We start from the raw sequence: 13,261 nt of genomic DNA, 5'->3' as shown, positions 1-13,261 counted from the left end.
CGGTTTCGGCCCACTCGACGGGTCAGGTCACTTCAGGAACGTGCGCTCGACGCCGTAGACATCTTCTTCGTCGAACACGATCCGGACGTGTTCGCCGGTCGAGACGAGGGTGGGCTCGATGGCCTCGATGGTCCGCTCACGGCTGAGTGCTTCGTCGACGCTGCCGCATTCGGTCAGGTCACGCAGTTGCGCCCAGGTCGGCGGCAGGAGCAGCGTGTTGCCCGCCTCCCAGTCCGCGAGGGCGGCCGCCGGTGTGCTCCAGCCACTCTCGGAGGCCTCGGTGGTCTCACCGTCGGCGTGCTGGCCCTGCGGGAGTACCGCAAGGAAGAAGCGGGTGTCGTAGCGCCTGCGCTCCCCGAGCGGGGTGATCCAGTGCGCCATCGGACGCAGCAGATCGGCCCGCAACAGCAACTTGTGGTCGCGGAGGAACTGGGCGAACGACAGCGACTTGTCGACCAGCGCCGCACGGTCCGCGCTCAGCGCCGAGGTGTCGGGAAATGTCCCATCGACGTCGGCGGCCAGCAATACACCGCATTCTTCGAACAGCTCGCGGACCACCGCGCACACCAACTCTTGTGCGGTCGCCGGATCGGTGTGGAACTGATCTGCCCACCAGTGCTCATCCGGACCGACCCAGGCGAGGTCGGCCTCGGCATCGCGAGAGTCAACGCCGCCGCCGGGAAAGACGGTCACGCCGCCTGCGAAGTCCATGGCTTTGACCCGGCGCATCAGAAATACGTCGATCGGGGTCTCGGGTTGCTGATTCTCGCGAATCAGCACCACGGTCGCGGCACCGCGGATCGGGACCGATTCCGGATCCTCCGCGAAGGTGAACCTACTCATTCTGCACGCCGCCGATGCCCGCCCGCGCGGCGCGATCGCCTGGCGAAGTAACGGCCGCCCGACCTGGTCAGGACGATCGACTGGCTGAAGGCCGCCGACAGGTTCGCCGACGTCACGACGTCTTCCATGAGTCCCTGCGCCACCACCACGCCCTCCTTCAGCAGCATCGCGTGTGTGAACCCGTTGGGGATCTCTTCTACGTGATGTGTCACGAGAACGGTCGCGGGAGCATCGGGATCGGCGGCCAGCACCTCCAGGCGCGCCACCAGTTCTTCACGACCACCGAGGTCGAGTCCGGCCGCCGGTTCATCGAGCAGGAGCAGTTCGGGATTGATCATCAGCGCCCGCGCCACCAGCACTCGCTTGCGCTCGCCTTCGGACAGCGTGCCGAACTTCCGGTTCGCCAGATGCTCGGCGCCCATCGACTCGAGCATCTCCAGCGCCTGATCGCGATCGACCTGGTCGTAGACCTCTTTCCAACGCCCCAGGACCGCGTAACCGGCCGAGACCACCAGATCACTGACCACCTCATCGGAGGGGATGCGATCGGCGAGCATCGCCGACGTCACGCCGATCCGCGCGGTCAGCTCCCGCACCTCGGTGCGCCCGACCGGCTCCCCGAGCAGAAACGCACTACCGCTGCTCGGATGGGTCTCGGCGGAAGCCATCCGCATCAGCGAGGTCTTGCCCGCGCCGTTGGGTCCCAGGATCACCCACCGTTCGTCGAGTTCCACCTTCCAGGTGATGGGCCCGACGAGGTTGTTTCCCTCACGTCGCAGCACCACATCTTCAAAGTCGATCAGCAGGTCTGGATCCGTTTCACGCACCCCCCTATCGTGCCGCACGGCATTGCCTCACACGGCGCCCAGGTTGGAGTGTCGGGAAACGAAACGAAAATCAGTTCTGCCCGAAATCGGGTTCGACCATCGAGAAATCGGCAAAATCGAAGCCGGGCACCACAATACAACTCACCAACGACGCCTCATCGCCGTGCGGCGAAGCGCGCTGCCATTGACCGGGTATCACCACATATTGGGGATGGTGACCGGCAAGCACGTCCGATCCGACGTACACCGTGTGTTCATCCGCCGGCGCGGCGCCAAGACCTCCCAGGCCCAACGCCACCGGAGCACCCCGGTGATGCAGCCAGATCTCGGACCCGCGCACGGTATGCCACGCCGATTGTTGTCCGGGCATGAGCAGGAAGAGGATCGCAGTGGCGCCCGACCGGCCGGCAGGATATCCCTGCGGTAGCACCGATTTCGGGATGGTCAGATCACTGATCCAGGTCTGGCGGTAGAACCCACCTTCCGGGTGTGGCGACAGATCGAGGTTCACAGCCCAGTCCGGAAATTCGGTCATGGATTCGAGCCTAGTCACCCGCGGCGGCCGTCGCAGACCTCATAGCGCGGCGATCACGGTCACCGAACCCGGTGCGATCTCGGTGAATCCGGCATCGCGGACCGCGACTGCCGTTCCGCCGGCATCGGCCGACAGCAACTGTTCCCACCGCGATTTCGACGACATCCGGACGCGAACCGGGCACCCGTCAGAAAACCATTGCGCTGCTTGACCGAGATCCATCAGTTTGACCGCCAGCATCGACGCATGACCGACCTGTGCCGCCAGCTTGCCCACCGACATCTCCAGGGTCGGGTTGACCCACAGGGCCGGACGGCCGGCATCAGCGTCGACATCGGATGGCGGGTTTTCACCGCGATCGTCGACCTCGGTACCACCGATCTGTAGTCGCGCGATCCGGCGATCGGTCTGACCCACCGGGCCCGGCACGATCGCTCTGGCCTGCGCCGACCCGTACGTGGCGGTGACCCCCTGAACATCCTGAGCCGCTTCCCAATGCGCGCCGCGGGCACGGCGGGCGATCTTCCGGATCCGGGCATCGCACCAGTTGTCCATCGCCGCCGCCCACGGACCACCCGGCCCGCTGCGCTCATCGAGACATAGCAGCGCCACCGCGGATGCGGCGGCGGTGAGCAGGTCGATCCGGTCAACCGGCTCCGACTTCGGGATGTGCAACACCATCTGCATCGCCAACACCTGTCCGGGATCGTCCGGATCGCTGTGTCCGCCAACGTATCCGACCAGGCGTTGGTAGCGCTGCCCGAACGTGTCCGGGCGCTCGACGGCGTCCGGATCCTCCGGCACTTCGGGTTCCATGGTCAATTGAGTGGCACGCGACGCATGACACCATCGACGGCATCTGCTGCTTCGATCTCGTCGCGCGTGACGCCGAGAATGAAAAGCACCGCGTCGAGGAACGGATGCGACAGCGCCGCGTCGGCAACTTCCTTCAGAGCCGGCTTGGCGTTGAACGCGATCCCCAATCCGGCAACCGTAAGCATGTCGATGTCGTTGGCACCGTCACCCACGGCGATCGTCTGCTCCATCGGTACACCCACGCTGTCGGCGAAGGCCCGCAGCGCGGTGGCCTTGCCGGCCCGGTCGACGATCTCGCCGATCACCTTGCCGGTCAACTTGCCATCGGCGATGTCGAGGGTGTTCGCCTTCACGAAGTCCAGTTCGAGCTCGTGCGCCAACGGTTCGATGACCTGACGGAAACCACCCGAGACCACACCGCAGTGGTAGCCCATCCGGTGCAATGTGCGAATGGTCGTGCGGGCACCCGGCGTCAGCTCGAGTTCGTTCGCGACCTCGTCGAGGACGGATACATCCAGACCCTCGAGTGCTGCGACGCGCTGATGCAGCGACTCGGCGAAGTCGAGTTCACCGCGCATCGCGGCCTCGGTCACGGCGGCGACCTCGGCCTCACGCCCGGCCCGGGCCGCGAGCATCTCGATGACCTCGCCCTGGATCAACGTCGAGTCGACATCGAAAACAATGAGTCGTTTTGCGCGTCGGGCCAGGCCACCGCGTTCGACGGCCACGTCGATGCCGTACTGACTCGCGATACCGGCCAGGCCCTTGCGGAGCGCGGCGTCGGCGGCGACACTGTCGCGGTCGACGCTGATCAGGAGTTCGAGTCCGGTGACCGGATAGTCGGCGATGCCGCGGATCGAGTCGATGTTGCAGCCCTGGCGGGCCAACTCCCCGGCGAGTGCACTGAAACCCTTTGCACTGACCGGACTTCCGAGAACAACCACCGCATGGGTCGAGAGCCGCCGGGTTGCGTTGTCGGCGCCGACCTCGACGGTGACGTCGATGCCCACCGAATCCATCGCCTGCTCGACGACCTCTTGGAGTTCTTCGCTGTCGCCGAAGCATTTCACCAGGACACCCAGCGTCAGGCGCGCCCGGATCACGACCTGTTCGACATCGAGAATGCTGACCTGCCGGTTAGACAATGCTCCGAACAGCACTGAGCTGACGCCCGGTTTGTCGTGTCCGGTGACAGTGATGAGGACAGTGGTTCCTTCGGTACCCGCGGACGCATTGGCACCGGGGTTGATGTTGCTGGTCACGTCAGTTCTGATCGGATTCTGTGGAGGATTCGTGGCTACCGACCTCGAGCGGCCCGTGCTTGGCCGCTTCGGCTTTCTCACTGGTGTGACCCACATGGGCTTCGTCGCGCATACGTCCAACCATATGCGGGTAGTGCAATTCGAATGCAGGCCGCTCCGACCTGATGCGCGGAAGCTCGGTGAAGTTGTGCCGCGGCGGCGGACACGTAGTAGCCCATTCGAGCGAGTTGCCGAAGCCCCACGGGTCATCGACGGTGACAACCTCGCCGTAACGGTAACTACGGAACACATTCCACAGGAACGGCAACGTCGAGACACCGAGGATGAACGCACCGATCGTCGAGACCACATTCAATTCGGTGAATCCGTCGGTACTCAGATAGTCCGCGTAACGACGCGGCATACCCTCACCGCCGAGCCAGTGCTGCACCAGGAACGTCATATGAAAACCGATGAATGTCAACCAGAAGTGGATCTTGCCCAAACGCTCGTCGAGTAACCGTCCGGTCATCTTCGGGAACCAGAAGTAGATGCCCGCGTAGGTGGCGAACACGATCGTCCCGAACAGCACGTAATGGAAATGCGCGACCACGAAGTAGCTGTCGGTGAGTTGGAAGTCGAGCGGTGGACTCGCCAGGATCACACCGGTCAGACCACCGAACAAGAACGTGACGATGAAGCCGACCGCAAACATCATCGGCGTCTCAAAAGTCAGATGACCCTTCCACATCGTGCCGATCCAGTTGAAGAACTTCACGCCGGTCGGCACCGCGATCACAAACGTCATGAACGAGAAGAACGGCAACAGCACCGCACCGGTGGCGTACATGTGGTGCGCCCACACCGCCACCGACAGCGCCGCGATCGCAAGGGTCGCGTAGATGAGCGTGGAGTAGCCGAAGATCGGCTTGCGGCTGAAGACCGGGAAGATCTCCGAGACGATGCCGAAAAACGGCAGCGCCACGATATACACCTCGGGATGGCCGAAGAACCAGAACAGGTGCTGCCACAAGATCACCCCACCATTGGCCGGGTCGTACAAAACAGCATCGAACTGACGGTCGACCTCCAGCCCCATCAGAGCTGCGGTCAGCAGCGGAAACGCCATCAAAATCAGGACACTGGTCACCAAAATGTTCCAGGTGAAGATCGGCATCCGGAACATCGTCATACCCGGCGCACGCAAGCAGGCCACCGTGGTCACCATGTTGACCGCACCGAGAATGGTGCCCAGCCCCGACACACCCAGCCCCATGATCCATAGGTCGCCGCCCGGTCCGGGCGAATGGATCGAATCAGTCAAGGGCGTGTAGGCGGTCCAACCGAAGTCGGCCGCGCCGCCGGGGGTGATGAAGCCGAGCAGCGCAACGGTCGAGCCGAACAGGAACAGCCAGAAGCTGAACGCATTCAGTCGCGGGAACGCAACGTCGGGAGCACCGATCTGCAGCGGAAGCACAACATTGGCAAAACCGATGACGATCGGGGTCGCATACATCAGCAACATGACGGTGCCATGCATGGTGAACAGCTGGTTGTATTGCTCGGTCGACAAGAACTGCAGACCGGGAACGGTGAGCTCGGCGCGCATCAACAGCGCCATCAAACCGCCGATGAGAAAGAACGCAAAACAAGCGACCAGATACATGATGCCGATCAACTTGTGATCGGTGGTCGTCAACATTTTGTAGAGGAACGTCCCTTTGAGCCCGGTGCGCTGGGGGTAAGGCCGCACCGGCACAACCGAGGTCGTGGGCTTGTCTACCGCGGTCACGGGATCCCCCTACCTGCAGGTCGGCCGCGACGTCCAACGATCCTTGATCAGTGACCGCGACTCACGAGCTCGGCACGATTCTTGGATCTGATCGTAAACCCAAACGACGACAGAAACCGGCCATCTCCTACGAACCGTAGGAGGTCTCAGCTCGGATCCGGATCCGAAGACGCCTCGTGGGTGCCGACCGTCAGTGCATCGCGACGCGCTTTCTCTGCGTGGTCGCTGGTCTTCCCGTGGCCAAGGCCGACATGTGCCTCGTCGCGCATGCGATCGATCATGTGCGGGTAGTGCAGCTCGAACGCAGGCCGCTCCGAACGAATCCGGGGAAGCTCGGTGAAGTTGTGCCGCGGCGGCGGGCAGCTGGTGGCCCATTCGAGCGAGTTGCCAAAGCCCCACGGATCATCGACCGTGACAACCTCGCCGTAACGGTAACTTCGGAACACATTCCACAGGAACGGCAGCGTCGAGACACCGAGGATGAACGCACCGATCGTCGAGACCACGTTGAGCATGGTGAATCCGTCGGTACTCAGATAGTCCGCGTAACGGCGCGGCATGCCCTCACCGCCGAGCCAGTGCTGCACCAGGAACGTCATATGAAAACCGATGAATGTCAACCAGAAGTGGATCTTGCCCAAACGCTCGTCGAGTAACCGTCCGGTCATCTTCGGGAACCAGAAGTAGATGCCGGCATAGGTGGCGAACACGATGGTTCCGAAGAGCACGTAGTGGAAATGCGCGACCACGAAGTAGCTGTCCGAGACGTGGAAGTCGAGCGGTGGGCTCGCCAGGATCACACCGGTCAGACCACCGAACAAGAACGTGATGATGAAGCCGACCGCAAACATCATCGGTGTCTCGAATGTCAGATGACCCTTCCACATCGTGCCGATCCAGTTGAAGAACTTCACACCGGTTGGCACTGCGATGAGGAATGTCATGAACGAGAAGAACGGCAACAGCACCGCACCGGTGGCGTACATGTGGTGCGCCCACACCGCCACCGACAACGCCGCGATCGAGAGCGTGGCGAAGACCAAACCGCTGTAACCGAAGATCGGTTTGCGGCTGAAGACCGGGAAGATCTCCGAGACGATGCCGAAAAACGGCAGCGCCACGATATACACCTCGGGGTGCCCGAAGAACCAGAACAGGTGCTGCCACAAGATCACCCCGCCATTGGCCGGGTCATACAAAACAGCATCGAACTGACGGTCGACCTCCAGCCCCATCAGAGCTGCGGTCAGCAGCGGAAACGCCATCAAAATCAGGACACTGGTCACCAAAATGTTCCAGGTGAAGATCGGCATCCGGAACATCGTCATACCCGGCGCACGCAAGCAGGCCACCGTGGTCACCATGTTGACCGCACCGAGAATGGTGCCCAGCCCCGACACACCCAGCCCCATGATCCACAGGTCGCCGCCCGGTCCGGGCGAATGGATCGAATCAGTCAAGGGCGTGTAGGCAGTCCACCCAAAGTCTGCTGCACCACCAGGGGTGATGAAGCCGAGCAGCGCAACGGTCGAGCCGAACAGGAACAGCCAGAAACTGAACGCATTCAGTCGCGGGAACGCAACGTCCGGAGCACCGATCTGCAACGGAAGCACAACATTGGCAAAACCGATGACGATCGGGGTCGCGTACATCAGCAACATCACGGTGCCATGCATGGTGAACAGCTGGTTGTATTGCTCGGTCGACAAGAACTGCAGACCGGGAACAGTGAGCTCGGCGCGCATCAACAGCGCCATCAAACCGCCGATGAGAAAGAACGCAAAACAGGCGACCAGATACATGATGCCGATCAACTTGTGATCGGTGGTCGTGAGCATTTTGTAGAGGAACGTCCCCTTGAGCCCGGTGCGCTGGGGGTAAGGCCGCACCGGCACAACCAAGGTCGTGGGCTTGTCTACCGCAGTCATGGGGTTCCCCCTACCTGCACAGGTCGGACGCGATCTGACCCATTCTCGATCAGTGACCGCGACTCACGAGCTCGGCACGATTCTTGGATCTGATCGTAAACCCAAACGACAACAGAAACCGGCCATCTCCTACGAACTGTAGGAGATGACCGGTTTCAGTTTGTCAAAGACCTGGGGTCAGCCTGTTAGAGACCTGAGGTCAACTCGGATCCGGATCCGAAGACGCCTCGTGGCTGCCGACAGTCAGCGGTTCGCGACGCGCCTTCTCTGCGTGGTCGCTGCTCTTCCCGTGGCCGGGTCCGACATGAGCCTCGTCGCGCATGCGATCGATCATGTGCGGGTAGTGCAGCTCGAACGCAGGCCGCTCCGAACGAATCCGGGGAAGCTCGGTGAAGTTGTGCCGCGGCGGCGGGCAGCTGGTGGCCCATTCGAGCGAGTTGCCAAAGCCCCACGGATCATCGACGGTGACAACCTCGCCGTAGCGGTAGCTACGGAAGACGTTCCACAGGAACGGCAGGGTCGAGGCTCCGAGGATGAAGGCACCGATCGTCGAGACCACGTTGAGCATGGTGAATCCGTCGGTACTCAGATAGTCCGCGTAGCGGCGAGGCATGCCCTCGTTGCCCAGCCAGTGCTGGACGAGGAAGGTCATGTGGAAGCCGATCATGGTCAACCAGAAGTGGATCTTGCCCAAACGCTCGTCGAGCATGCGTCCGGTCATCTTCGGGAACCAGAAGTAGATGCCGGCGTAAGTGGCAAACACGATGGTGCCGAAGAGCACGTAGTGGAAGTGTGCGACCACGAAGTAGCTGTCCGAGAGGTGGAAGTCGAGCGGCGGGCTGGCGAGCAGCACACCGGTCAGACCACCGAACAAGAACGTGATGATGAAGCCGACCGAGAACAGCATCGGCGTCTCGAAGGTCAAATGCCCCTTCCACATCGTGCCTATCCAGTTGAAGAACTTCACACCGGTCGGCACCGCGATGAGGAACGTCATGAACGAGAAGAACGGCAGCAACACCGCACCCGTGGCGTACATGTGGTGCGCCCAGACCGCGACAGACAGTGCCGCGATCGAGAGCGTGGCATAGACCAGACCGCTGTAACCGAAGATCGGTTTGCGGCTGAAGACCGGGAAGATCTCCGAGACGATGCCGAAGAACGGCAGCGCGATGATGTACACCTCGGGGTGCCCGAAGAACCAGAACAGGTGCTGCCAGAGGATCACACCACCATTGGCCGGGTCATACAGGTTCGCACCGAACTGACGGTCGACTTCCAGACCCATCAGAGCTGCGGTCAGCAGCGGGAACGCGAGCAGGATCAGGACGCTGGTCACCAGGATGTTCCAGGTGAAGATCGGCATGCGGAACATGGTCATACCGGGTGCGCGGAGGCAGACCACGGTGGTGATCATGTTGACCGCGCCGAGGATGGTGCCAAGACCGGACACACCGAGTCCGAGAATCCACAGGTCGGCGCCTGCGCCGGGCGAATGCACTGCGTCGGTCAGCGGCGTGTAAGCCGTCCAACCGAAGTCAGCTGCACCACCGGGGGTGATGAAGCCGAGTAGCGCAACGGTGGAGCCGAACAGGAACAGCCAGAAGCTGAACGCATTCAGTCGCGGGAACGCAACGTCCGGAGCACCGATCTGCAGCGGAAGAACGACATTGGCGAAGCCGATCACGATCGGGGTCGCATACATCAGAAGCATCACGGTGCCGTGCATCGTGAACAACTGGTTGAACTGCTCTGTCGACAAGAACTGCAGGCCGGGAGCGGCGAGCTCGCTTCGCATCAGCAGGGCCATCAGGCCACCGATGAGGAAGAATGCGAAACACACAACCAAGTACATGATGCCGAGCATCTTGTGATCAGTTGTCGTCAGCATCTTGTAGATGAACGACCCCTTTGGCCCCGTGCGCTCGGGGTAAGGCCTCACCGGAACCACCTGCTTGGTGGGCTGGTCTACCGCGGTCACTGATCCTCCTACCTGCGTGGCCACTCCGGTCCGTCGCGGCGAAAAATCTTCCGCTCACGACATGAGGGCACGGCGATGAATGTGCGCTGTGAAGATGGTAAACCCTCCCTTGCGAAGCAGCTGCGCGGGCTCCTACGAACTGTCGTATTTCGATGCGGTGCTCTCGATCCGGCGTACCGAGGGCAACCTTTGCCAAAGGGGTCAGTGCTAGTTTGGTCGGGAATTCGACCACCTCCAGACAACATCGAAAGAGTGGCAGTGAGCGATGTGATCCGCCCTCGGCGCGGCATGGCGGTGTTGGCATTGGCAGCGTTGGTCAGTGTCGGCGTGACCGGTTGTATCGACTCGACGGTGCCCGGTGGCGAGGGTTCGGTCGAAAGGACCACCTCCCGCGTTGCCGCGGTCGATCTGGTCGACCCAGATCGGGATGCCGACACGACGTGTCAGCCGACTGCCCCGCTCGACCCCGGCGCACCTGATCCGCTGCGGATCCTGGTGGCCGACCCGAGCCTGCTCGACGCGTTGTGCGCGCTCGGGCTCCAGGAGCGTGTGGTCGCGACGACAACTACCGACGGCACGCTGCCGACCTATATGGGCGATGCGGTGCATTCGCTGCCCACCATCGGCGACGTCGCAGACCCCGATACCGCCAAGGCTGCCTCCACCGACCCCGATCTGGTGCTGACGGTCGGGAACTCCCCTCTCACCGCCGCACTCGGCGATGTCCCGGACGCAACAGTCGATCCGAGAGCGGACTGGAAGCAACGGTTTGTCGCGGTCTCGGCCGCGGTCGGACGGACCGAGGCCGGAGACGAACGGCTACAGGGATATCTCGACACCGCCGCGACCATCGGGAAACGCAACGGAGCTCGATTCACCCAGGTGTCCCTGGTGCAGTTCACCGCAGATTCCACCATCGTCATGGGCACCGACACGTTTGCCGCGCGGGTCTTGACCGACGTCGGCGCACAACGTCCCCCGGGTCAGCGTGAACCCGAACCGACAGTGCTCGATGACAAGAACTTCGAGATCGCCGACGGCGACATCATCTACATCGGCTTCGACGGCCCCGAAGGCCAGGACTACGGCACGCCGGTTCTGGAGACCGATCGCTGGCTCGACATGGGCGCGCCCGCCTGGGGTCGCTCGCGGATCGTCGAAGATCAGGTCTGGTTCGGTAGCGGTGGACTCTGTGCTGCCAACATCGTCCTGCTCAACCTCCGCGGCTCCCTCTGAAACTCTCCTGAAACCGGGTTCATGCAGGTCAGCGCCACGAAACGAATTGCGATCACGGTGAGGGCAACCTTGTGCCCGGCGCACGCGGGGATCAGCATGAGTGCATGACTGTTACCGACGAATACCTGGAGAACAACCGCGCATACGCGGAGACCTTTTCTGGACCACTACCGTTGCCGCCGAGTCGTCACGTCGCGGTGCTCGCCTGCATGGATGCCCGGCTCGACGTCTACCGCATCCTCGGACTCGGCGCAGGCGAAGCCCATGTCATCCGCAACGCAGGCGGCGTGGTCACCGATGACGAGATCCGATCCCTGGCCATCAGCCAGCGACTGCTCGGGACCACCGAGATCATCCTGATCCACCACACCGACTGCGGAATGCTGACGTTCACCGACGACGAGTTCAAACGCGGCATCCAGGACGAGATCGGCGTCAAGCCGCCGTGGTCGGCCGAGTCCTTCCCCGACCTGGACGAGGACGTCAAGCAGTCACTCACCCGGATCGAGAACTCGCCGTTCATCACCAAGACGACGTCGTTGCGCGGCTTCGTCTTCGATGTCGCCACCGGCAAACTGGGCGAAGTCACGCGCTGACGCCGCCGCACCCTTCATGGGACGTCCGGCCAGCCCTTCTCCGACGGAATGTCGCCGTTCTCGACCGCCCGGGCCAACTGGGCATGATCGGCGGCATTCTGGTCGGCGTAGGCGCTGGCGAAGGCGACAAGCGCATCTTCGGCCTTGTGGCTGTGACCCAGGTAGTTCGCGATCGCTGCCGCATCCCCGCTCCGCGCATGCGCACGCGCCAGAACATGTCCGCAGGCAGCGGCAAATCGTGGCAGGACCGGGGCAACACCCTCGCCTTTCGGTATCACCTTCCCGTCCCGGTACTGCCGGACGTAGAAGTCGAGATCCAAGTTCAGCTCGGGATACTGAAACGACGTCCATCCCACGAACATGTCGGTTGCACTTTGAATCAGGTGTTGCCCCTGCACAACTCGGGCACCGTGATTGTCGTACTTGCTCTTGCCGAGGAACTGTTCGTAGACCGATGGTCCGGCTTGTTTGATCTGGAGGAACAACGGGTCCCCGGTGCGCTGCTCTTCGAGGAGGGTCAAGAACACCCGCATCCCCACGCTGCCGACACCGACCACCTGCCGCACCGCGTCGACGGCGTCATATCGGGCGAGGAGGCTTTCGAGATGGTCCGGGACCGACTTGTGATATTCGGCGAGCACGCTCCGCAGAATCTGCTCGGCAGCATCGCCGAAGCGGTGGGTGCGGTACGGCGGGTCTTCGGTGATCCTTCGCCGGCCTTCGACCGTCGTGAGGAGCTTCTTCGACGCACCCCGACTGGTGCGCTTGCGCGCCCGGCTCTCGATCAATTCGTCGAGGGCCTCCTCGTTCTCCTTTTTCGCATACTGGAGTAGTTGCTCGACCTCGATCCGGTCATACCAGACATCGATCTGCGGCATCTCGGAGTAGTGCTTGATGTTCTTGCGATAACTGCGATAGGCGTGTCGAACCGCCTCTTGCCCAGCCGATTCCGTCAACCCGTTGTCCCGTGCCAACACGATCACACTGGCGAGGTAGCGCTTGAGATCCCATTCGAACGGTCCCGGCAGGGTCTCGTCGAAATCGCGGAGGTCGAAGACCAGATGCCGTTCGGGCGAGATCCACATCCCGTAGTTGAGGATGTGGGCGTCGCCGCACATCTGAACCATGATCCCGGTGTGCGGTGTGGACGCGAGATCGGCAGCCATCACCGCAGCAGCGCCCCGATAGTAGGTCCATGGCGAGTGACTCATCCGCCCATGCCGGATCGGCAGCAGATCGGGGGCGCGAATGTCGCTCTGCGCCAATATCGTTGCCAGCGCATCATGCCCCCGCTTGGCGGGGTCCCACTGCCCCAGCTCGCGCCGGGAAACACGCGTCCGGGAGTCGCGGCCAACCTGTGAGTCTTGGGAAACCGAAGCAATCGTCATTTCTGCACCTCGCTGCACCTGGGTCACTGCCAAGTATTGCAGCCAGAGGCCGTCAATATCGGAAAGACTCCAGACCCA

11 protein-coding genes are annotated in these 13,261 nt (G+C 62.4%); 2 read left to right on the top strand and 9 right to left on the bottom strand.

Translation table 11 applies throughout. The features are described 5' to 3' along the window. Positions 1–27: 27 nt before the first annotated feature. The 8 genes from AC56PL_RS04945 to ctaD (AC56PL_RS04910) all read right to left on the bottom strand — a co-directional run bounded on the left by AC56PL_RS04945 (position 28) and on the right by ctaD (AC56PL_RS04910) (position 9,963). Positions 28–843 (bottom strand): NUDIX hydrolase, encoded by an 816-nt coding sequence (locus AC56PL_RS04945; protein ID WP_497153159.1) that lies wholly within the window; start codon positions 841–843, stop codon positions 28–30. Further along, positions 840–1,670 (bottom strand): ATP-binding cassette domain-containing protein, encoded by an 831-nt coding sequence (locus tag AC56PL_RS04940; protein WP_495515264.1) that lies wholly within the window; start codon positions 1,668–1,670, stop codon positions 840–842. Before AC56PL_RS04940 ends, AC56PL_RS04945 begins: the two co-directional genes overlap by 4 nt. Positions 1,671–1,740: 70 nt before the next feature. Beyond that, complete coding sequence (locus AC56PL_RS04935; protein WP_497153158.1) at positions 1,741–2,205, bottom strand: cupin domain-containing protein; 465 nt, start codon at positions 2,203–2,205, stop codon at positions 1,741–1,743. 39 nt (positions 2,206–2,244) lie between these two features. Beyond that, positions 2,245–3,021, bottom strand: coding sequence for an aminoacyl-tRNA hydrolase (locus tag AC56PL_RS04930; RefSeq protein WP_497153157.1), 777 nt, complete (start codon positions 3,019–3,021; stop codon positions 2,245–2,247). A gap of 2 nt (positions 3,022–3,023) precedes the next feature. Then, the gene (gene serB, locus AC56PL_RS04925; protein ID WP_497153156.1) at positions 3,024–4,283 is read right to left on the bottom strand and encodes a phosphoserine phosphatase SerB; all 1,260 of its coding nucleotides are present in this window, start codon (positions 4,281–4,283) and stop codon (positions 3,024–3,026) included. Position 4,284: 1 nt separating this feature from the next. Then, positions 4,285–6,054: an aa3-type cytochrome oxidase subunit I gene (gene ctaD, locus AC56PL_RS04920; protein WP_497153155.1), complete on the bottom strand. Its 1,770-nt coding sequence runs from the start codon at positions 6,052–6,054 to the stop codon at positions 4,285–4,287. A gap of 146 nt (positions 6,055–6,200) precedes the next feature. Further along, a complete protein-coding gene (gene ctaD / locus AC56PL_RS04915) occupies positions 6,201–7,982 on the bottom strand; it encodes an aa3-type cytochrome oxidase subunit I (protein WP_497153154.1) in 1,782 nt (593 codons plus the stop codon). 199 nt (positions 7,983–8,181) lie between these two features. After that, complete coding sequence (gene ctaD / locus AC56PL_RS04910; protein WP_495515259.1) at positions 8,182–9,963, bottom strand: aa3-type cytochrome oxidase subunit I; 1,782 nt, start codon at positions 9,961–9,963, stop codon at positions 8,182–8,184. Between the two features lie 258 nt (positions 9,964–10,221). Here ctaD (AC56PL_RS04910) and AC56PL_RS04905 point away from each other — a divergent pair, with 258 nt between their 5' ends. Next, entirely contained in the window at positions 10,222–11,199 is a 978-nt protein-coding gene (locus tag AC56PL_RS04905; RefSeq protein WP_497153153.1) for an ABC transporter substrate-binding protein, read from the top strand. A gap of 104 nt (positions 11,200–11,303) precedes the next feature. Then, a complete protein-coding gene (locus AC56PL_RS04900; protein WP_495515257.1) occupies positions 11,304–11,795 on the top strand; it encodes a carbonic anhydrase in 492 nt (163 codons plus the stop codon). Between the two features lie 14 nt (positions 11,796–11,809). Here the strand turns inward: AC56PL_RS04900 and AC56PL_RS04895 are convergent, their stop codons facing one another. Then, positions 11,810–13,183 carry a DUF2252 family protein gene (locus tag AC56PL_RS04895; protein WP_495515256.1) on the bottom strand — a complete coding sequence of 458 codons (1,374 nt, stop codon included), beginning with the start codon at positions 13,181–13,183 and terminating at the stop codon, positions 11,810–11,812. Between the last annotated feature and the right edge of the window lie 78 nt (positions 13,184–13,261).

The sequence above is a fragment of the Williamsia sp. Y721 genome (genome assembly GCF_059683565.1).
This window is presented reverse-complemented; position numbering and strand designations above follow the sequence as displayed.

Excerpts from the sequence above, each read along its gene's own strand:
- AC56PL_RS04895 (WP_495515256.1), bottom strand. The coding sequence starts at position 13,183 with ATGACGATTGCTTCGGTTTCCCAAGACTCACAGGTTGGCCGCGACTCC.
- AC56PL_RS04935 (WP_497153158.1), bottom strand. The coding sequence starts at position 2,205 with ATGACCGAATTTCCGGACTGGGCTGTGAACCTCGATCTGTCGCCACAC.
- AC56PL_RS04900 (WP_495515257.1), top strand. The coding sequence starts at position 11,304 with ATGACTGTTACCGACGAATACCTGGAGAACAACCGCGCATACGCGGAG.
- AC56PL_RS04945 (WP_497153159.1), bottom strand. The coding sequence starts at position 843 with ATGAGTAGGTTCACCTTCGCGGAGGATCCGGAATCGGTCCCGATCCGC.
- ctaD (WP_497153154.1), bottom strand. The coding sequence starts at position 7,982 with ATGACTGCGGTAGACAAGCCCACGACCTTGGTTGTGCCGGTGCGGCCT.
- AC56PL_RS04930 (WP_497153157.1), bottom strand. The coding sequence starts at position 3,021 with ATGGAACCCGAAGTGCCGGAGGATCCGGACGCCGTCGAGCGCCCGGAC.